Consider the following 18,168-nt stretch of genomic DNA (forward strand, 5'->3'; position numbering starts at 1 on the left):
ATGTGTATAAGAGACAGGACGACACCATCGCGGTGTTCAGCCACGGCGGCGTGATCAACGTGGTGCTGCACCAGATTCTGGGCACTCAGCGGCTGCTGTCGTTTCCCATCGACTACGTGTCGATCACCCGGCTGCTGTACTCCCGGTCGGGGCAGGCCGCGGTGGCGTCGACGAACGGCACCGAGCACGTGTGGGACCTGCTGCCCCGCAACCAGGCCCGGTTGCCCGGCGGACAGCACGCCGCGGGCTGAGCGGCGGGTTACCGCTGAGCCGCGATGTTGCGCTTGGCTACGCGCCGCAGCTGGAAGATCCGCGCGGTGCCGACCAGGGCGGTCAGCAGGCCGCCGCTGATCGCGGCCAGCAGGATCGCCACCCCCTTCGGCAGGCTCCAGGTCCAGGCGAAAAATGCCAGGTCCACCGGTCCGGTGTTCTGCATGATGAACACCAGCAACACGATCAGGACCAGGAACCCGGCGATCAGCGCGCTCCACAGCGCACCGGCACGGGTGAACGGCATCGACGCCGGCGGCGGCGGTGTACTGGGCTGGCCCTGCGGGTCGACGGGCATTGTCGAGTCGCTGCTCATAGGGACATCTTGCCCGTTGGGCGCCCGAAATGAATCGGATCTTGCGGGTTTGCGCACCGGGGGCCGGTCTGCGGACCGTGGGCCGGTCCCTTACGGTGGGCTGATGAGCGCAGCCCCCTCCGGCCCGTGGCCGGCGATTTTGACCTGGCGGGCGCCCGACGCCCCCCGGATGGAGTCGGTGCGGGTGCAGCTCTCGGGAAACCGGATCAGGGCCAATGGCCGGATCGTGGCCGGAGCCACCGCCGAGAACCCCGCGTTCGGTGCCTATTACGACCTGCACACCGATGAGTCCGGCGCCACCAAACGGCTGGGGCTGACCGTCACGCTCGCCGAACGGGAACGTCAGCTGGTGATCGCCCGCGACGAAGAGAACATGTGGCTCATCACCGATGCCCGAGGACAGACCCGCGCCGGGTACGACGGCGCCCTGGACGTCGACATGCTGTTCAGTCCGTTCTTCAACACCCTGCCGATCCGGCGGGCCCGGCTGCACGAGCGGGCGGCGGCGATCACCTTGCCCACGCTGTACGTGAACCTGCCCGAGATGTCCGTGGTGGCGGCGACCGCCAGCTACAGCAGTGCCGGCCCCGGAGCAGGGATCAAGGTGACCACCCCGGGAACCGACGCGCGCGGCACCACCTTGACCGTCGACTCCGAGGGGTTCGTCATCGACTATCCCGGGTTGGCAACGCGGATCTGATCCCCCCGCCGGCCCGGCCCGCGGCGGCCAGCTCCCGGCGCCAGTCCACGGCCCCGACCACGACCGTGACGATCTCACTGCGCGGGAAGTTGTCGTAGCGCGTGCGCGCGGCATGTCCCTTGTTGACCAGTTCGGCCACCGAATCCGACGCCGACAGCGAGTCGCGCGCATCGCACAGCAGCGCGATGGCGCGGTCCAGCGCCGGCAGCAGTCGTCGCCAGTTGGCCTCGCACATCGCCCGGACCAGGTCCGGTGCCGTCCCGGCTACCCGGGTGCCGTCCCGGAATGATCCGGCGGCCAGCGCGAACGCCAACGGGACGTCGGCTGCGGTGACGGCCAGCGCCTCGGCCAGCAGATGCGGCAGATGGGAGATGGCGGCTGCGGCGGCGTCGTGCTCCTCCGAGCGTGCGGGCACCGCCACCGAACCGCAGTCCAGAATCAGGTCCAGCACCGTGGTGAACACCGCCGGATCCACATGGTCGTCGACGCTGATCACCCACGGTGCGCCCTTGAACAGATCTGCGTGCCCGGCCGGCCAGCCGGAGTGGGCGGTGCCGGCCATCGGGTGACCGCCGACGAAACGGGCCTGCAGTCCGGCGGCGGCGATCTCGTCGAGCACCGGGCTCTTGACGCTGGTGACATCGGTCAGGGGGCAGTCGGGGGCGAGCCGGGCGATGGGGCCGAGCAGCATCGGCAGCGCCGGCACCGGCACCGCGATCACGATCAGGGCGCCGGTGTCGGCGGCGCGCGTCAGGGCCGTCTCCAGCTCGGTGGTGGCGTCGAAGCCGTCGGCGATGGCGGCGTTCACCCCGTCTGCCGACCGGTTGTAGCCGAACGCGGTGCGGCCCGCGGCGGCGGCCGCGCGCAACACCGAGCCGCCGATCAGTCCGAGCCCCAAGACACACACCGGAGTTTTCACTGTGCTTTCCGCCACTTGTCCAGGTTGGCACACGCTGGTCAAGGGCGGGGACGGCGACTACCGTAGGCGCCCATGGAAGCGCAGGGTCCGTCCACGCAGGACCGTTCAGCCGGCACGCTGGACGGTTTCGGGGTGGCCGTTGTGCGGGAAGACGGCCGGTGGCGTTGCACGTCGATGCGCGCCGCGGCGTTGACCAGCTTGGCCGGGGCGGAGACAGAGCTGCGCGAGTTGCGAAGCTCGGGCGCGGTGTTCGGCCTGATCAACGTGGACCACGAATTCTTCGTGATCGTGCGCCCTGGTCCGGCCGGTACCCGGCTGCTGCTCTCGGATGCCACGGCCGCCTTGGACTATGACCTGGCCGACGAGGTGCTCGAGGCGATCGACGCCGATATCGACGCCGACGACCTGGAGGATGCCGACCCGTTCGAGGAGGGCGACCTGGGGGTGCTCGCCGACATCGGGCTGCCCGCCGCGGTGCTCAGCGTCATCCTGGACGAGGCCGACCTGGCAATCGAGGAGCAGCTGCACCGGATCGCCATCGAGATGGGATTCGACGACCAGCTCAGCGCGGTGCTGCCGCGGCGCCGTCGGTGACCGGCCCGCCCAGCGACGAGGACCTGATCCGCGCGGCCCTGGTGGCTGCCGGGCAGGCCGGGCCCCGCGACGTCCCGGTGGGAGCGGTGGTGGTGGGTCCCGACGGCACCGTACTCGCCCAGGCGGCCAACGCCAGAGAAGCGCTGGGCGACCCCACCGCGCACGCCGAAATGCTGGCTATTCGCGCGGCGGCCGCCGTGCTGGGCGACGGTTGGCGGCTGACCGGCGCCACCCTGGCCGTCACGCTGGAGCCGTGCACCATGTGCGCGGGCGCACTGGTGGCCGCGCGGGTGGCCCGGCTGGTGTTCGGGGCGTTCGAACCCAAGACCGGCGCGGTCGACTCGCTGTGGGACGTGGTGCGCGATCGTCGGCTCAACCACCGGCCCCAAGTGCGCGGCGGGGTGCTGGCCGCGGAGTGCGCTGCACCACTGGAGGCGTTCTTCGCCCGGCAGCGATTGGGCTGAGAGCCCCTTTGTTGGGTACGCTGTCCCGCGGTGGCGTGTCCGAGCGGCCTAAGGAGCACGCCTCGAAAGCGTGTGTGGGGTAACCCCCCACCGAGGGTTCAAATCCCTCCGCCACCGCCACGTGAGAAATCACATCGGTCACGGATTTCCCCGGCTTCGTGCCGGGGTTTTCTGTTGGTCCTGTCGACGGTTCGGTGGGGTCATCGCGGCCGGTCCACCGAATAGGTCCCGGCGTCGTCGGCGAACTCCACCAGCACCTGGCGCAGGGCGCCGTTGACCAGCACCGTGCAGGTGAAGCCGGTGCCCCTGCGCACCGTCGGGTTGACCCCGTTGTTGCATCGGACGTCGGTCACGTCGTCGCGGCCGTAGCCGTTGATCGGGTCGGTCAGCACCCGGCGGACACCGTCTTGGGCGGCCCGCACGTCGAGTTGTATCTGCTCGGATTCGCCGACGGCGGCGCGCAGCACCCACGCCAGCAGTACACCGAGGGCGAGCAGCGCGGTGACGCCGGCGGTGATCAGCAAGGTCCGGTTCGACGGGCGCTGCAGGTCGGGTTGCTGCGCGGCGGCATCCGGGGAGATCTGCGCGGGCCGCGGACGCGGCGCGGGTGTGATTGGCCGCGGGCCCGGCGGCGGCCGGTGCGTCCGCGGTGGCGGTGCCGGTCGGCGGAACTCCAGATACCAGGGTTGCTCCGGCGGGCGTGGGCGCTGGTTTGCGGGCCCGGTCGGTCGGTGTGGTTGCTGCGGCGGCCGCGGAATCGGCCGCCCCTGGGGCGGCTTGCGCGGATCTTCCGGACCGTTCATGGCCTGCCGCTCATCCCGGGAACCGCTCGAAGCAGCCGTCGACGTCGCCGTAGAGCCCGGAGCGGAACGCGAGGATGCGGGTGAAACCCGCCGGTACGGTGTCGTCATTGGCGTCGCTGGCGACGATCCCATTCATCAGCAGACCGGTGACCGCCTCATCGAGGTCGCCGCCGGCCAGCATCAGACCCGGGCCGGCGGACACCGTCATCGGCTCGGCCATCCGGCGTTGGGCCACCCCGCTCAGACATGCGGTCCGCAACGCCGCCGCAGCCGACTCCAAGCTGACCTCGCGTTCCCGTTGCACCGCCAGCGCGTAGCGTGACGTCACGGCCGACAAGCCGGTGTTGTCGCCTTGGGGCATACCGAGGGTCGATTGGTCCGTCGGTGCGCTGAGCTCCTGCAGGCCGGCCATGTCGACGACGATCAGGTTGGACTCCGGGCAGTAGGCCACCGGGTCGGCGTGGTGGCCGCTGGGGCATTTGCCCGAGGTGGCCAGGTCCGGCGGGCGGGCCAGGCCGAAGATCTGGCCGAGCTGTTCCATCAGGGTCGACAACACCGACTCGTCGATCGTGAGGTCGCTCTGGGGACTCCGCGAATCGAACAGCGAGCCCGGCAGGTTGCCCCGGCGCTTGCGGACCTCGTCCATGGTGATCGCGGCGCACATGTCCGCACCGCCGTCGAAACCGGTCTGGAAGGCGCCGACCCGGTCCAGCGCGGTGCCGTGTTCATCGGAGACCGACACCGGATTGTCCGCCGTCGACACCGGGTCGCGGATCACGATCAAACCGGCCAGCACGTGGTTGAGGCCGTCGCCGGTGCTCAGCTGCAACCGGGGGGAATCGCCTGCCGCCACCCACCGCAGGTACACCCCGGCGAAACAGTCGGCCTGCTGCTCGCGGACCAGGGTGCGCGTCAGCGGGTTGACGGTACCGGCCATGTGCTGCAGGGCATGGCCGTATTCGTGCGCCAGCGTGCCGCTGATCGCCATGTCGCCGAAGTACTTTCGCGCCGTGGGCAGAAATTTGGCGCGGTCCCAGGCGAGGGTGTCGGGCTTTCGGCAGTACATCGCGTTCGGCAGGTGGTAGACGTCGCCGCCGCACACCGGCGGGCCGTCGGGATCGGTGGAGTCGTAGGACATCAGCGTCGAGACCGGCGCGAAGCGCCCCGGCAGTATCTGCGCGTAGTGCTGCGTCCAGAAATCCTCGATGTCGTCGATGGCCAGCAGCGACAACCGGTCGATCTGCCCGCCGTCGCTGTTGTGCACTCGGGCGGTGACGGGGCCGATCTCACCGCGCGGCCCGCTGGGGCCTTCCGCGGTGGGCAGACCGCCGACCCGTCCGGGGTCGTACAACATTGCCATCGCGTGGCCGGCGATCACCGTCGGTGTGGTGGTCTCGGCGCAGGAGCACAGCGCCGGCAGCAGGGCCGCCACCCCGAGAAGTGGTGCGGCCATTCGGTGGAATCTGCGTCGCAGCATTCTCACCTGCTCAGGTAGGCCACGATTCCGGTGGCGACGGCCGCGGCGTACTGCGCTCGCCCGTCGGCACTGTCGAGCAGCGCCGCGTCCTGCGCGTTGCGCATATTGCCCAGTTCGATCAGCACCGCCGGATATTCGGCCAGGTTCAGCCCGGCCAGATCCGCCCGCCCGTAGAGGCCGTCGGTACCCAGGTAGCTGGAGGGCGGAATCCCGGCGGCACTCAAGGCATCCCGGATGTCGCCGGCCAACGCCAGGGCCGGGCCGGACTGGGCGTCGTTGAGCGGCGGGCTGGAGTAGTTGACGTGAAAGCCCCGGCCCGCGGCCGGCCCGCCGTCGGCGTGAATGGACACGATCGCGTCCGGGCGCGCGGCGTTGGCGGCGGCGGCCCGAGCGTCGATACACGCGGCGGGCGAGGAGTCGTCGGCGCGGGAGAGCTCGGTGTGCACGCCCAGGCTCTCCAGCTGCGCCCGGATCCGGTTGGTCACATCCCAGTTCAGGCTGTGCTCGGGGTAGCCGGCGTCGGTGGCGGTGCCGCTGGTCTGGCAGGGCTTGGTGCCGCCGCGGCCATTGGGAACCTGCCGGGAACTCGAGGCGTCGCTGACGCCGCTGTGCCCCGGGTCCAGAAACACCGTCTTGCCGGCGACGTCGGCGTCGGGGTAGGCGGTGGGCGCAACGGTGCCGGCCGCGAGGAAGCACGCGGCCGAGGCGACACAGACAACGGTCCGGCGACGCACGGGCCAAGACTAGCAAGCGGGCACCGGTCGGGCCGGGGTCTAATGGATCGATGCAGCTGATGTCACCGCTCGATTCAGTCTTCCTCCTGACCGAGACGCGTGAGCATCCGATGCACGTCGGCGGGCTGATGCTGCTGGAGCCGCCGGAGGGCGCCGGGCTGGAGTTCGTCGGCGAGCTGTACCGGGACCTGCTGGGCTCCCGGGACCTGCAACCCGCTTTCCGCAAGCGCCCGGCCTCGCCGCTCGGCGGGGTCTCCAGCGTGGCCTGGGCCTTCGACGACGTCGACGAGGTCGACCTGGAGTACCACGTGCGGCGTTCAGCGCTGCCGGTGCCGGGCCGGGTGCGCGACCTGCTGGAGCTGACCTCACGGTTGCACGGCAGCCTGCTCGACCGGCACCGCCCGTTGTGGGAAGCCCACGTGGTCGAAGGCCTCAACGACGGCCGGTTCGCCGTCTACGTCAAGGTGCACCACAGCCTGATCGACGGAGTCTCGCTGCTGCGGCTGCTTGGCCGCACCCTCTCGACCGACCCGCGCGATCCCCAACTGCGGACCCCGTGGACGGTCCGGCCCTCGTCCCGGCCCCCTCGTCCCGCCCCGTCGCGGCTCGGCGAACTGGCTCAGCTGGTCAAAGACGCTGCGGCCCTCGGACCCTCGACGGTGAAATTGGCGCGCGCCGCACTGCTGGAGCAGCAGCTGACCCTGCCGTTCGAAGCGCCGCGCACCATGCTCAACGTCAAGATCGGCGGTGCCCGCCGGTGTGCGGCGCAGTCCTGGCCGGTGCAGCGAGTGGCCGCGATCAAACGGGCCGCCGGGGTCACCCTCAACGACGTGGTGCTCGCGATGTGCGCCGGGGCGCTGCGGGCCTACCTCGCCGAGCGTGACGCTCTGCCGGATCATCCGCTGGTGGCCATGGTCCCGGTCAGCCTGCGCACCGAAGCCGAGGCCGACTCCGGCGGCAACCTGGTCGGCACCATCTTGTGCAACCTGGCCACCGACCTGAGCGACCCCGCTGCGCGGCTGGCGACCATCAGCGAGTCGACCCGCAGCAACAAGAAGGTGTTCAGCGAACTGCCGCGCGCTCAGGCGCTGGCACTGTCGGCGGCCAACATGGCCCCGTTGGCGCTGGCCGCCGTCCCCGGCTTCGTCTCGGCCGCCAAGCCGCCGTTTAACGTCGTCATCTCCAATGTGCCCGGCCCGGCTGAGCCGCTGTACTGGCGGGGCGCCCGCCTCGACGGCAATTATCCGATGTCGATCGCGGTGGACGGGCAGGCGCTGAACATCACGGTCATCAGCAACGCCGGCAACCTCGACTTCGGGCTGGTGGGCTGCCGGCGCTCGGTTCCGCACCTGCAACGGCTGCTGGGGCACCTGAACACCGCGCTGGAAGACCTGGAACGCGCTGTGGGTGTGTGAGCGTGGCCAAGCGCAGCGCCGGGCTGCTGCTCTACCGGTGGGGGAGCGGTGGCGGCGTCGAGGTGTTGATCGCCCACCCCGGCGGACCGTTCTGGGCGCGCAAGGACGACGGCGCATGGTCGATCCCCAAGGGCGAGCAACCCGACGGTGAGGATCCGTGGCAGACCGCGCGCCGGGAGTTCGCCGAGGAGATCGGCCTGACACCGCCCGATGGTGAACGGACTGAGCTGGGCGTACTGCGTCAGGCCGGCGGCAAACTGGTCACCGTGTTCGCGGTGTGCGGCGATCTGGACGTCACCGGCGCACGCAGCAACACCTTCGAACTGGAGTGGCCGCCGCGGTCGGGACAGCGTCGAGAGTTCCCCGAGGTCGATCGGGTCGGCTGGTTCCCGCTGGATCAGGCACGCGTCAAACTACTGGCCGGACAGCGGCTCGCCCTGGACCGGTTGACTGCTCACCTGGGGATCGAGCCCTAACCCTGGGGCGGCGTTCCCTGTTGCTGCGAACGCCGCTGCGCCAAGCTGGAGACGATCATCCGGGCCAGCGTGCTCGCGCCCGTTGGCTGCAGGGACTGCACGGCGGGCGCGGCTGCGGCATGCCACTGCGCCAGCGGATTCAGTTCGCCGGCGAGGTACTGGCGCCGGCATTCGCCCCGCTGAATCTTGCCGCTGGAGGTGGTGGGCACCCGCATCGCCGGCACCAGCAAGACGTCATGGGTTTCCAGGCCGTGCTGCTCGCGGACCGCCGCGCGGATGGACTCCATGATTGCGGCGTGCTCGCTCTCGGCGACCTGCTGCCGATAGTCCAGTTCCTGCACGACCACCAGTCGGGTGTCGCCGTTCGGTTTCGGCTGCACCGAGAAGACCGCGCCGCGGTCGGCCAGCAACCCCGGATGGCTGGCCTGCACCGTCGGCTCGATGTTGTTCGGGTAGTAGGTGCTGTCGCCGATGGTGATGAGGTCCTTCCACCGCCCGGTGACGAATACCTCGCCCTGGCAGAGGAATCCCATGTCGCCGGTGCGCAGGAAGGGGCCTTCACCGGTGTCCGACAGGAATCCGGCGAAGCTGTGCGCGTTCTCTATCGGCCGTGCCCAGTAACCCTGCGCAACGCTGGGCCCGGACACCCAGATCTCGCCGACCTCGTCCGGCCCGAGAAGGCGGCGGGTCTCCGGGTCGGCGATCACGACTCGTTGGCCGTACACCGGTGGGCCACAGCTGACCACTGCGACGGCGGCGGTGTCGGCGGTGACGTCGACGGCGCGGTTCTCGCTCAGCGCCTTGCTGTCGACGTAGCGGACGCCGGCGACGTCCGGGGTGGGGTCTGCCGAGACCAGCAGGGTGGCCTCGGCCAGGCCGTAGCACGGCAGAAACGACTGGATCCGGAATCCCGCCGGAGCGAAGGCGTCGGCGAACTCCTGAATGGTCGACGCGTGGATCTGCTCGGAACTGCTCGCCGCGGTGGTCCAGTGCGACAGATCCAGTGCCGCGCGCTCGTCGGGGGTGCTGTTCTTGACACACAACCCGTAGGCGCTGTTGGGTGCCGCGGTCGTGTTGGCCTTGAACCGGGACATGGCCTCCAGCCACGCCATGGGCCGCTGGAAGAAGACGATCGGCGACATCAACACGGTGGTGCAGCCGACGTAGATCATCTCCAGGACTCCGCCGATCAGTCCCATGTCGTGCTGCTGCGGCAGGAAGTAGACGGCGGTCTCATGCTCGGTGCCGTGGTAGGCCCGCCGGATGGACTCCAGGTTGTGCATGAGGTTGCCGTGCGTGACCACCACACCCTTGGGTGATTTGGTCGAGCCGGAGGTGTACTGGATCATCGCCGTGGTGCTCGGGTCGATGTCGGGCTGCTGCCACGTGTCGGGGTCGACGCCCTGGTCGGTGGTGGACCACCGCAGCGCCGACATGCCGGGCACGTCGGCGGCCGCCATCTGAAGTTGCGTCTGGGTGTTGGAGGTCGCCACCGCGAAGCTGGGCTGCGCGTCGGGTGCGACCAGCTTCAGGCGGGCCAGCGGAGTGTCGACCGGCACCGCGATCGCGCCTGCGTAGAAGCAGCCGAAAATGCTGATGATGCTGTCCAGGCCTGGGCGGCAGATCGCCAGCACCCGCTGCCCGGCAGCACCCTGGCGTTGCAGGTCGGCTGCCACCGCCCGAGCCTTGGCGTCGAGTTCGCGGTACGTCAGGCTGGCCGTGACGTTGTTGCCGTCCGGGGCGAAGCGGAACGCGACTTTGTCCCCATACCGGTCGGCTTGTATCCGCAGCATGTCCACTAAGTTGTGGGCGTTTGGCATGAACTGCTCTGGCATCCAGACACCATAATGCGTGCGGCCCGCGGCAGGGCTAGGAGCGTGGCGACTCCGCGTGGCCGGCGCACCACTGATCGGGTGGCACCTGCGCGCGTACGTCGGCGACGTGGTCGCCGCAGCCGTCCCAGGTGATCTTGCCGCAGACCCGACACGGCACGGGATAGCACATCGGCGGCTCCTTTCAGGTGGCGCGAAACGCACCCGCCAGGGTATCGATGACGTTGCGGATCTTTTCGCTCACCTCGGCGGCGATCTCCGCCAGCGCCGGATTGTCGATGATCTCGGCCATCAGCTGCGGGTTCATCGCCTCCACCAGAACCGTGCCCGGGTGCTCGGTGTCCTCGCGGACCACGACGTTGCACGGCAGCAACACCCCGATGCGCTTCTCGGCCGTCACGGCGCGGTGGGCCAGGGGCGGGTTGCAGGCGCCCAGGATCAGGTAGCGCTCGATCTCCTCGCCCAGCTTGGCTTTCAGCGTGGCCTGCACATCGATCTCGGTCAACACGCCGAAGCCGTTGTCTTTGAGGACCTCTCGCGTCTTTTCGGTAACCGCGTCGAAATCGGCGCCGGTCACGGCAGTGCTCAATGCCACGGACATGGGAACCTCCTCGGTTGGGATGCGATCAGTGTATCAGACACCCCCGGGGGTATATACCCACCCGGTATCGTCACCCCATGCACACCCTGCGCACGCCCGAGGACAGGTTCGCCGGCCTCCCGGATTTCGCCTACCCGCCGCAGTTCTGCGACCTCGACGACGATGACGGCGGCACGCTGCGGGTGGCGTGGGTGCAGGACGGTCCCGAGGATGGCGATCCGGTGCTGATGCTGCACGGCGAGCCGTCGTGGTCGTTCCTGTACCGCAAGATGATGCCGATCCTGGCGAAGGCCGGATATCGGGTGATCTGCCCGGATCTGGTCGGGTTCGGCCGGTCCGACAAGCCGGCCCGCGCGCAGGACCACACCTATGCACGCCACGTCGAGTGGATGCGCGCGCTGGCGTTCGACGTCCTCGACCTGCATGGGGTGACCCTGGTGTGCCAGGACTGGGGAGGGCTGATCGGGCTGCGGGTGCTGGCGGAGAACCCGGACCGGTTCCGCGGCGTCGTCGTGGCCAACACCGGACTGCCCACCGGCGACGTCGCGATGCCGGAGGTCTGGTGGCGTTTTCGGGAGGCGATCCAGGCCGCGCCCACGATCGACGTCGGCCGGTTCGTGCAGTCCGGGTGCCGCCGACCGATGAGCGATGAGGTGCGGGCCGGCTACGACGCCCCGTTCCCCGACGACAGTTATTGCGTGGGACCGCGGACCATGCCGTCGCTGATCCCGACCACCCCCGAGGATCCCGCGGCCGCGGCCAACCGGGCGGCGTGGGCCGCGCTGAGCGCCTCGCAGATCCCGATGCTGGTCGCGTTCAGCGACGGCGACCCGATCACCGGCGCCATGGGGCCGATCTTCCAGCGCACGATGGCCGGGGCGCGGGGTCGATCTCACCCGGTGATCGAAAACGCCGGGCATTTCCTGCAGGAGGATGCCGGCGAAGAGCTCGCGCGCCACGTGGTGGAGTTCCTGCGCCGCTGACGGTGTGCGCCCCCGGAGGGTCTCGCCGGGGCGCGTCCGCCGGCGAGTAATCCCGCCGGAGAGGCATTGTGATGGTTGCCCGCCTTTGAGCGACAACGTCGCCAGTCCGGCGCGGGCGGGCTGCGGTTTGTCGCTCAAAGGTGGGCAATAGACACATCACCCGCTGCGCCGAGAATTCTGTGACAGATGAGGTCGCAGCAGCCATCATGGACACCATGGACCTGCCCGTGGCCCCGCCGGTGGCTCCGATGCTCGCCAAGGCGGCGGCCAAGGTTCCCGCCGACGAAGGGGCAGTCGGAGCCTGGTCCTACGAACCGAAATGGGATGGCTTTCGTGCCATCGTGTTTCGCGACGGCGACGACGTGCTGCTGCAGTCCCGCAACGGCAAACCGCTGAGCCGCTACTTTCCCGAACTGCTGGACGCAGTGCGTGCCGAAGTCGCCCCGCGTTGCGTGCTCGACGGCGAGGTGGTGGTGCCGCGCCGGATCGGCGGCCGCACCCGGCTGGACTGGGACTCGCTGAGTCAGCGCATTCATCCCGCCCAGAGCCGCGTGCGCCTGCTGGCCGAACAGACGCCGGCGCAGTTCATCGCCTTCGACGCGCTGGCCGCCGGCGACAGCGCCCTGCTCGACGAGCCGTTTCGGGTGCGGCGGGCGGCCCTGTCCGAGCTGATCACCAGTGGCGCCAGCTGTCATGTCACCCGCGCCACCGCGGACCCCGAGCAGGCCATGCGCTGGCTCACCACCTTCGAGGGCGCCGGGCTGGACGGGGTGGTGGCCAAACGGACCGACGGGCCGTATCTGCCGGGCAAGCGGGAGATGGTCAAGATCAAGCACCGCCGCGACGCCGACTGCGTGGTGATGGGATACCGCATCCACAAGAGCGGTGCGGGTATCGGTTCGCTGCTGCTGGGGCTCTACCGTCCCGACGGTGAGCTCGCGATGGTCGGCGGTGCGGCCGCGTTCAGCGACGCCGACCGGCTGGCGCTGCACCGCGAGCTGGAGCCGCTGCGCATCGGTGACGTCCGCGATGGCGAGCCCAGCCGGTGGAACTCGGCTGCCGACAAGCAGTGGATTCCGATCCGGCCGGAGCGCGTCGCCGAGGTCGCCTATGACCAGATGGAAGGCGACCGCTTCCGGCACACCGTGAAGCTGCTGCGGTGGCGCCCCGATCGGGACCCGGCCAGCTGCACCTTCGACCAGCTTGAGGTGCCACTGAACTACGACCTCGACGACGTGTTGGTGACCTGACATGGCCGAGCCCGAGGTGGTGGACGTCGACGGTGTCGCGGTCCGGCTCACCAGCCCCGACAAGGTGTATTTCCCCCGGTTGGGCGCGCGGGGCACCAAGCGGGCGCTGGCCGCCTACTACCTGGCCGTGGCGAGCGGCCCGCTGCTGCATGCCCTGGCCGACCGGCCCAGCCACCTGCAACGGTTCCCCGACGGCATCGACGGCGCGGAGGTCTACCAGAAGCGACTGCCCAAGGGGCACCCGCAGGAGCTGCAGACCTGCCGGGTCACGTTCCCGTCCGGGCGTACCGCTGACGCTCTGAAGGTCACCCGGCCCGCCGACATTCTGTGGGCGGTGCAGATGAGCACCGTGACCTTCCACCCATGGCCGGTGCGCTGCGGTGACACCGACCACCCCGACGAGCTGCGCATCGACCTCGACCCGCAGCCCGGCACCGGATTCGACGAGGCCCGAGCGGTCGCGCTGCAGGTGCTGCGCCCCCTGCTCGACGAACTCGGTCTGATCGGCCACGTCAAGACCTCCGGTGGCCGCGGCCTGCACGTGTATCTGCGGATCAAAACCGACTGGGACTTCATCGCGGTCCGCCGGGCCGGTATCGCGCTGGCCCGCGAAGTGGAGCGGCGTGCGCCGGACGCGGTCACCACATCCTGGTGGAAGGAAGAACGCGGCGCGCGGATCTTCGTCGACTTCAACCAGAACGCCCGCGACCGCACCATGGCATCGGCCTATTCGGCGCGGGCCACGCCGATCGCCACCGTCTCGACCCCGTTGACCTGGGACGAGTTGACCCAAGCCGACCCCGACGACTACACCATCGCCACGGTGCCGGATTTGGTCGCCCGGCGCGGCAATCCCTGGAGCGCCATCGATGACCTCGAACAGTCCCTCGACCCGCTGCTGGCCCTGGCGGCCGACGACGAGGCCCGCGGGCTCGGCGACCTGCCCTACCCGCCGAACTATCCGAAAATGCCGGGCGAACCCAAACGGGTGCAGCCGAGCCGGGAAAAATCAGACTGAATCATTTCGTGCAGGACAGCAGCCCGATGCAGGTTGCGGTGAGTAGTCGGGTCAACGCGGTGGTGAAGTTCAAATTCCAATCCGGGGGAACCTGAGCTTCCATCGCGTAGGCGTCGGCGAGGTCCGCGGAGGGATGGGCGATCTGCCACAACGGCGCCGCCAGCGAGTACGAGGCCAGCAGCAGGTCCAGGGCGCCTTCCTTGCCGAGGCCGGGCAGGGCGCGCTCGATGGCGTCGGCCATGGCCAATCCCGCCGCGGTGCTCTTCCGCCGGACCTCGACGACGACGTCGGCGTCGACCTCGTGTTCCAGATGCAGGTGCAGGTTGGCCAGCATGTCGCAGAACAGCGGGTCTGCGACCAATCCGCTGGTCAGGGTGCTCGCGACTCGTGCCGGGGACATCGGGCCGGGCTCGCTCAGTGCCGTGCAGACGTAGGACTCCCAGCGTTCCCAGCTCTCGGCGGCCAGCCGGAGCAGTACTTCCTTATGGGAACTGAAGTAGCGCCGAACCGCCGAATAGTGCACGCCGGCGCGACTGGCGACGGCCGTCAACGTCACGGACGCGACCCCGGTCTCGGTCGCGACCGAGCGCGCCGCCTCCATCAGCGCTTCGGCCCGCTGGCGCTTCTTCTCCTCGCTGCGGGCGCGTTGGAAGGTCGCCTGACGCACAGCGACGAGGATAACGCACACGATGTGCGTTGCAGGTCTCCGCGGAAGTGCTGTAGCGTGCGCTTACGCTCGTGAACGTGGGTTAGGGTACCCAAAGATGCTTGGTGAAGGGGACTCCGATTATCAAGGTATTGAGTCGGGTGTGGATACCCCTGGTGATACTGGCGGTGGCCGGTGTCGCCGCATTCACCGTTACCCGTATCCACGGCTTGTTCGGCTCCGAGAAGCGTCCCTCCTACTCCGACGGCCAACTCGACGAGACCAAGCCCTTCAACCCCAAGCGATTGACCTACGAGATCTTCGGGCCGCCCGGAACAATCGCTGACATCAGCTATTTCGACGTCAACTCCGAACCGCAACGCGTCCAGGACGTCGCGTTGCCGTGGCGCCTGGACATCGTCACCACGCTCCCCGCGGTGGTGGGCAGCATCATGGCGCAGGGCAACAGTGACAGCATCGGCTGCCGCATCACCGTCGACGGCGAGGTCAAGGCCGAACGCATCTCCAACCAGGTGAACGCCTACACGTTCTGCCTGTTGAAGGCCGCATGAGCGGGCCCGGAACCCACGGCGCCGGCGCGCAGGCTCACCGACCGTTCATCGCACGCACCATTCGGCGGTTCGCGATACCGATCATCCTGGGCTGGCTGGCGCTGATCGGGGTTTTGGTGGCCACCGTTCCGCCGCTGGAGGTGGTCAGCAAGCAGAACGCCGTCTCGGCGAGCCCCGAAGACGCGCCCTCCATGCAGGCCATGACCGAGATGGGCCGGGTCTTCCAGGAGTCGGACTACGACAGCACCGCCATGATCGTGCTGGAGGCCGACCACGAGCTGGGTGATGCCGAGCACGTCTACTACGCCGAACTGGTCGACAAGCTTCGCGCCGACACCGCACACGTCCAGCACATCCAGGATTTCTGGGGCGATCCGATGACCGCGGTCGGCGCCCAAAGTCCCGACGGCCGAGCCACCTACGTCCAATTGAACCTGGTCGGCAACATCGGGCAGTCCGCTGCGAACGAATCCATCGAGGCGGTCCGCGACATCGTGGACTCTGTCGAGACCCCGCCGGGGCTGACCGTCTACGTCACCGGAACCGCGGCGCTGGCCGCCGACATGAACCATGCCGGCGACAAGTCGATGTTCAAGATGATGGCGGTCACCATCCTGGTGATCCTGACCATGCTGCTGCTGGTCTACCGATCGATCATCACGGTCGTGCTGCTGCTGGGCATGGTCTATATGGAGATGAACGCCGCCAGCGGGGTGGTGGCGTTCATGGGCCATCACCACTGGGTCGGATTGACGACGTTCTCGGTGAACCTGCTGGTGTCGCTGGCGATCGCCGCCGGCACCGACTACGCGATCTTCCTGATCGGCCGCTACCACGAGGCGCGCCAGGCCGGCGAAGACCGGGAATCGGCGTACTACACCGCATTCGCGGGCGTCGCTCACGTCATTCTGGGCTCGGGGCTGACCATCGCCGGAGCGGTGTTCTGCCTGCACTTCACCCGCATGCCCTACTTCGTCACGTTGGGCATCCCCTGCTCGGTGGGCATGCTCATCTCGGTTCTGGCGGCGTTGACGCTGGGTCCGGCGTTCATCACCGTCGGCAGCCGGTTCGGCCTGTTCGACCCCAAGCGCGCCACCAGCACCCGCGGTTGGCGGCGGGTCGCCACGGTGATCGTCCGCTGGCCCGGCCCGGTGCTGGTCGCCTCGCTGGCGGTCGCGGCCGTCGGCCTGCTGACCCTGCCCGGATATGCCCCGGCCTACGACGACCGCAAGTACATTCCCGCCGACATCCCCGCCAACGAAGGCTTCTCCGCGGCGGACCGGCATTTCTCGCAGTCCCGGATGCTGCCGGAGGTCTTGCTGATCGAGACCGACCACGACATGCGCAACCCGTCGGATTTCCTGATCATCGACAAGCTGGCCAAGTCGGTGTTCAAGGTCGTCGGAATCTCCCGGGTCCAGGCGATCACCCGCCCGCAGGGCACCCCGCTGGAACACACCTCGATCCCGTTCCAGATCAGTATGCAGAACGCCGGCCAGCTGCAGACCATGCAGTTCCAGAAGAAGCGCATGGACGACATGCTGACCCAGGCCGAGGCGATGGCGCAGACCATCGCCACCATGCGCCAGATGTACGGCTACATGAGCCAACTGGCCGGCACCACCCACGAGATGGTTGCCGACATGGACGTCCTACAACAGCAGATCTACGAGATCCGCGACCACATCGCCGATTTCGAAGACTTCTGGCGTCCGATGCGCAACTACTTCTACTGGGAGCCGCACTGCTACGACATCCCCATCTGCTTCTCGCTGCGCTCGGCGTTCGACGTGGTCGACAGCGTCGATCCGATGAGCGACAGCATGGACAAGATGATCGCCCACATGGGCGACATGGATGCGCTCATGCCGCAGATGCTGGCCACCTTCCCGCCGATGATCGACACCATGGAAACCATGCGGACGATGATGCTGACGATGCACAGCACCATGTCCGGCATCTTCGAGCAGATGGACGAGATGAGCACCAACGCCACCGCGATGGGTAAGGCGTTCGACGAGTCCAAGAACGACGACTCGTTCTATCTGCCGCCGGAGGTTTTCCAGAACCCGGACTTCAAGCGTGCGATGAACATGTTCTTCTCCCCGGACGGTAAGGCCGTCCGGATGATGATCTCGCACCGCGGCAACCCGGCCACGGCTGAAGGGATCTCACACATCGACAAGATCCGCGTCGCCGCGGAGGAAGCGCTCAAGGGAACGCCTCTTGAGGACGCCAAGATCTATCTCGGTGGAACCGCATCGCTGTTCAAGGACATGCACGACGGTTCCAACTACGACCTGCTGATCGCCGGAATCGCTTCGCTGTGCCTGATTTTCATCATCATGCTGCTGATCACCCGGGCGCTGATCGCCGCGCTGGTGATCGTCGGCACGGTGGCGCTGTCGCTCGGCGCCTCGTTCGGGCTGGCGGTGCTGTTCTGGCAGTACCTCATCGGCGTGCCGCTGCATTGGCTGGTGCTGGTGATGTCGGTGATCATCCTGCTGGCGGTGGGCTCCGACTACAACCTGCTGCTGGTGTCGCGGTTCAAAGAGGAGATGCACGCCGGACTGCAGACCGGCATCATCCGGGCGATGGGCGGCACCGGCAAGGTGGTGACGTCGGCCGGGCTGGTGTTCGCCTTCACCATGACCTCGATGGCCGTCAGCGACCTGCAGATCATCGGCCAGATCGGCACCACCATCGGCCTGGGGCTGATGTTCGACACGCTGATCGTGCGGGCGTTCATGACGCCGTCGATAGCGGCGCTGCTGGGCCGCTGGTTCTGGTGGCCCATCAACGTACTGCCGCATGTGGGCGGGAAAGCGGCCCGGCACCGAGCTGCTGCCGCCGACGCGCGCGGCGGCGAGGACGCCGAAACGACCGAGAGTCTGGCCCCCAACCGGTAGCCGGCGGCGGCTGCCCACGGCACCGGAGGCCGAAAACTAATTAGGTAGCATGACTAAAGTTATGTAGCATTGGGCATCGCGCCCGGGAGCCGCACGGCCCTCCGCCGCCCGCACCCACCTCGCCGGATCGCCCGGCTCAGAGGCCCCATCGGCGGGTTTCGGTGCTCGACAAACTCACAGAGGAAAGGA

The 18,168-nt window shown here is 68.5% G+C and carries 20 protein-coding genes and 1 tRNA gene; 12 read left to right on the plus strand and 9 right to left on the minus strand.

Annotated features, from left to right (window positions below; genetic code table 11):
* Positions 1–251, plus strand: a 251-nt coding sequence (locus LI92_RS03605) for a histidine phosphatase family protein (protein ID WP_046316024.1), incomplete at its 5' end; no start/stop codon positions are given.
* Positions 252–259: 8 nt separating this feature from the next.
* Here LI92_RS03605 and LI92_RS03610 read toward each other — a convergent pair.
* On the minus strand, positions 260–586 hold the full coding sequence (locus LI92_RS03610; RefSeq protein ID WP_046316026.1) for a LapA family protein: 327 nt from the start codon (positions 584–586) through the stop codon (positions 260–262).
* A gap of 103 nt (positions 587–689) precedes the next feature.
* Between LI92_RS03610 and LI92_RS03615 the strand changes: the two genes are divergently transcribed.
* Complete coding sequence (locus LI92_RS03615) at positions 690–1,286, plus strand: putative glycolipid-binding domain-containing protein (protein ID WP_046316029.1); 597 nt, start codon at positions 690–692, stop codon at positions 1,284–1,286.
* Here the strand turns inward: LI92_RS03615 and LI92_RS03620 are convergent.
* The gene (locus LI92_RS03620) at positions 1,252–2,193 is read right to left on the minus strand and encodes a prephenate dehydrogenase (RefSeq protein WP_046316032.1); all 942 of its coding nucleotides are present in this window, start codon (positions 2,191–2,193) and stop codon (positions 1,252–1,254) included. The genes LI92_RS03615 and LI92_RS03620 overlap by 35 nt on opposite strands.
* A gap of 84 nt (positions 2,194–2,277) precedes the next feature.
* Between LI92_RS03620 and LI92_RS03625 the strand changes: the two genes are divergently transcribed.
* The 3 genes from LI92_RS03625 (at position 2,278) to LI92_RS03635 (ending at position 3,383) form a co-directional block, all read left to right on the plus strand.
* Positions 2,278–2,799, plus strand: coding sequence for a tRNA adenosine deaminase-associated protein (locus LI92_RS03625; RefSeq protein ID WP_046316034.1), 522 nt, complete (start codon positions 2,278–2,280; stop codon positions 2,797–2,799).
* Positions 2,796–3,263, plus strand: coding sequence for a nucleoside deaminase (locus LI92_RS03630; RefSeq protein ID WP_046316036.1), 468 nt, complete (start codon positions 2,796–2,798; stop codon positions 3,261–3,263). The genes LI92_RS03625 and LI92_RS03630 overlap by 4 nt, the downstream gene beginning before the upstream one ends.
* Positions 3,264–3,292: 29 nt before the next feature.
* Positions 3,293–3,383: transfer RNA gene (locus tag LI92_RS03635), tRNA-Ser, on the plus strand.
* Positions 3,384–3,463: 80 nt separating this feature from the next.
* On the opposite strand, the gene LI92_RS24245 is transcribed toward LI92_RS03635, so the two are convergent.
* The 3 genes from LI92_RS24245 to LI92_RS03650 form a co-directional block, all read right to left on the minus strand.
* Positions 3,464–3,787, minus strand: coding sequence for a DUF4333 domain-containing protein (locus LI92_RS24245; RefSeq protein ID WP_082109532.1), 324 nt, complete (start codon positions 3,785–3,787; stop codon positions 3,464–3,466).
* Between the two features lie 289 nt (positions 3,788–4,076).
* Positions 4,077–5,519 (minus strand): neutral zinc metallopeptidase, encoded by a 1,443-nt coding sequence (locus tag LI92_RS03645; RefSeq protein WP_286134835.1) that lies wholly within the window; start codon positions 5,517–5,519, stop codon positions 4,077–4,079.
* A 26-nt stretch (positions 5,520–5,545) separates the two neighbouring features.
* The gene (locus tag LI92_RS03650; protein ID WP_046316040.1) at positions 5,546–6,277 is read right to left on the minus strand and encodes an Rv3717 family N-acetylmuramoyl-L-alanine amidase; all 732 of its coding nucleotides are present in this window, start codon (positions 6,275–6,277) and stop codon (positions 5,546–5,548) included.
* Between the two features lie 50 nt (positions 6,278–6,327).
* Here LI92_RS03650 and LI92_RS03655 point away from each other — a divergent pair, with 50 nt between their 5' ends.
* Together LI92_RS03655 and LI92_RS03660 are read left to right on the plus strand one after the other, a co-directional pair.
* Positions 6,328–7,692, plus strand: a complete 1,365-nt coding sequence (locus LI92_RS03655) for a WS/DGAT/MGAT family O-acyltransferase (RefSeq protein ID WP_046316042.1) — start codon at positions 6,328–6,330, stop codon at positions 7,690–7,692.
* A gap of 2 nt (positions 7,693–7,694) precedes the next feature.
* A complete protein-coding gene (locus LI92_RS03660) occupies positions 7,695–8,168 on the plus strand; it encodes an NUDIX hydrolase (protein WP_046316043.1) in 474 nt (157 codons plus the stop codon).
* Here LI92_RS03660 and LI92_RS03665 read toward each other — a convergent pair.
* From LI92_RS03665 to LI92_RS03670, 3 genes are all read right to left on the minus strand, one after another.
* Positions 8,165–9,961, minus strand: coding sequence for a fatty acyl-AMP ligase (locus tag LI92_RS03665; RefSeq protein ID WP_286134836.1), 1,797 nt, complete (start codon positions 9,959–9,961; stop codon positions 8,165–8,167). The two genes, LI92_RS03660 and LI92_RS03665, sit on opposite strands and share 4 nt — an antisense overlap.
* A gap of 76 nt (positions 9,962–10,037) precedes the next feature.
* Positions 10,038–10,172: a DUF8730 family Cys-rich protein gene (locus LI92_RS24250; protein WP_286134837.1), complete on the minus strand. Its 135-nt coding sequence runs from the start codon at positions 10,170–10,172 to the stop codon at positions 10,038–10,040.
* Between the two features lie 12 nt (positions 10,173–10,184).
* Positions 10,185–10,601 carry a DUF302 domain-containing protein gene (locus LI92_RS03670; RefSeq protein WP_046316047.1) on the minus strand — a complete coding sequence of 139 codons (417 nt, stop codon included), beginning with the start codon at positions 10,599–10,601 and terminating at the stop codon, positions 10,185–10,187.
* A gap of 77 nt (positions 10,602–10,678) precedes the next feature.
* On the opposite strand from LI92_RS03670, the gene LI92_RS03675 reads away from it, so the two are divergent.
* The 3 genes from LI92_RS03675 to LI92_RS03685 all read left to right on the plus strand — a co-directional run bounded on the left by LI92_RS03675 (position 10,679) and on the right by LI92_RS03685 (position 13,852).
* Positions 10,679–11,584 (plus strand): haloalkane dehalogenase, encoded by a 906-nt coding sequence (locus tag LI92_RS03675; protein WP_046316049.1) that lies wholly within the window; start codon positions 10,679–10,681, stop codon positions 11,582–11,584.
* 206 nt (positions 11,585–11,790) lie between these two features.
* Positions 11,791–12,834: an ATP-dependent DNA ligase gene (locus tag LI92_RS03680; protein WP_046316112.1), complete on the plus strand. Its 1,044-nt coding sequence runs from the start codon at positions 11,791–11,793 to the stop codon at positions 12,832–12,834.
* A 1-nt stretch (position 12,835) separates the two neighbouring features.
* Positions 12,836–13,852 (plus strand): DNA polymerase domain-containing protein, encoded by a 1,017-nt coding sequence (locus tag LI92_RS03685; protein WP_046316051.1) that lies wholly within the window; start codon positions 12,836–12,838, stop codon positions 13,850–13,852.
* A 1-nt stretch (position 13,853) separates the two neighbouring features.
* On the opposite strand, the gene LI92_RS03690 is transcribed toward LI92_RS03685, so the two are convergent.
* Positions 13,854–14,519, minus strand: coding sequence for a TetR/AcrR family transcriptional regulator (locus LI92_RS03690; protein ID WP_046316053.1), 666 nt, complete (start codon positions 14,517–14,519; stop codon positions 13,854–13,856).
* A 131-nt stretch (positions 14,520–14,650) separates the two neighbouring features.
* Between LI92_RS03690 and LI92_RS03695 the strand changes: the two genes are divergently transcribed.
* Positions 14,651–15,070 carry an MmpS family transport accessory protein gene (locus tag LI92_RS03695; protein WP_046316055.1) on the plus strand — a complete coding sequence of 140 codons (420 nt, stop codon included), beginning with the start codon at positions 14,651–14,653 and terminating at the stop codon, positions 15,068–15,070.
* The gene (locus LI92_RS03700) at positions 15,067–17,979 is read left to right on the plus strand and encodes an MMPL/RND family transporter (RefSeq protein ID WP_046316058.1); all 2,913 of its coding nucleotides are present in this window, start codon (positions 15,067–15,069) and stop codon (positions 17,977–17,979) included. The genes LI92_RS03695 and LI92_RS03700 overlap by 4 nt, the downstream gene beginning before the upstream one ends.
* Positions 17,980–18,168: the final 189 nt, after the last annotated feature.

The organism is Mycobacterium sp. UM_Kg1 (assembly GCF_000972925.1).
In the GTDB taxonomy this organism is placed as follows: Bacteria; Actinomycetota; Actinomycetes; order Mycobacteriales; family Mycobacteriaceae; genus Mycobacterium; species Mycobacterium hiberniae.

Coding starts and splice junctions, on each gene's coding strand:
- LI92_RS03610 (WP_046316026.1), bottom strand. CDS start 586: ATGAGCAGCGACTCGACAATGCCCGTCGACCCGCAGGGCCAGCCCAGT.
- LI92_RS03615 (WP_046316029.1), top strand. CDS start 690: ATGAGCGCAGCCCCCTCCGGCCCGTGGCCGGCGATTTTGACCTGGCGG.
- LI92_RS03625 (WP_046316034.1), top strand. CDS start 2,278: ATGGAAGCGCAGGGTCCGTCCACGCAGGACCGTTCAGCCGGCACGCTG.
- LI92_RS03645 (WP_286134835.1), bottom strand. CDS start 5,519: ATGGCCGCACCACTTCTCGGGGTGGCGGCCCTGCTGCCGGCGCTGTGC.
- LI92_RS03655 (WP_046316042.1), top strand. CDS start 6,328: ATGCAGCTGATGTCACCGCTCGATTCAGTCTTCCTCCTGACCGAGACG.
- LI92_RS03665 (WP_286134836.1), bottom strand. CDS start 9,961: ATGCTGCGGATACAAGCCGACCGGTATGGGGACAAAGTCGCGTTCCGC.
- LI92_RS24250 (WP_286134837.1), bottom strand. CDS start 10,172: ATGTGCTATCCCGTGCCGTGTCGGGTCTGCGGCAAGATCACCTGGGAC.
- LI92_RS03670 (WP_046316047.1), bottom strand. CDS start 10,601: ATGTCCGTGGCATTGAGCACTGCCGTGACCGGCGCCGATTTCGACGCG.
- LI92_RS03675 (WP_046316049.1), top strand. CDS start 10,679: ATGCACACCCTGCGCACGCCCGAGGACAGGTTCGCCGGCCTCCCGGAT.
- LI92_RS03680 (WP_046316112.1), top strand. CDS start 11,791: ATGGACACCATGGACCTGCCCGTGGCCCCGCCGGTGGCTCCGATGCTC.
- LI92_RS03685 (WP_046316051.1), top strand. CDS start 12,836: ATGGCCGAGCCCGAGGTGGTGGACGTCGACGGTGTCGCGGTCCGGCTC.
- LI92_RS03700 (WP_046316058.1), top strand. CDS start 15,067: ATGAGCGGGCCCGGAACCCACGGCGCCGGCGCGCAGGCTCACCGACCG.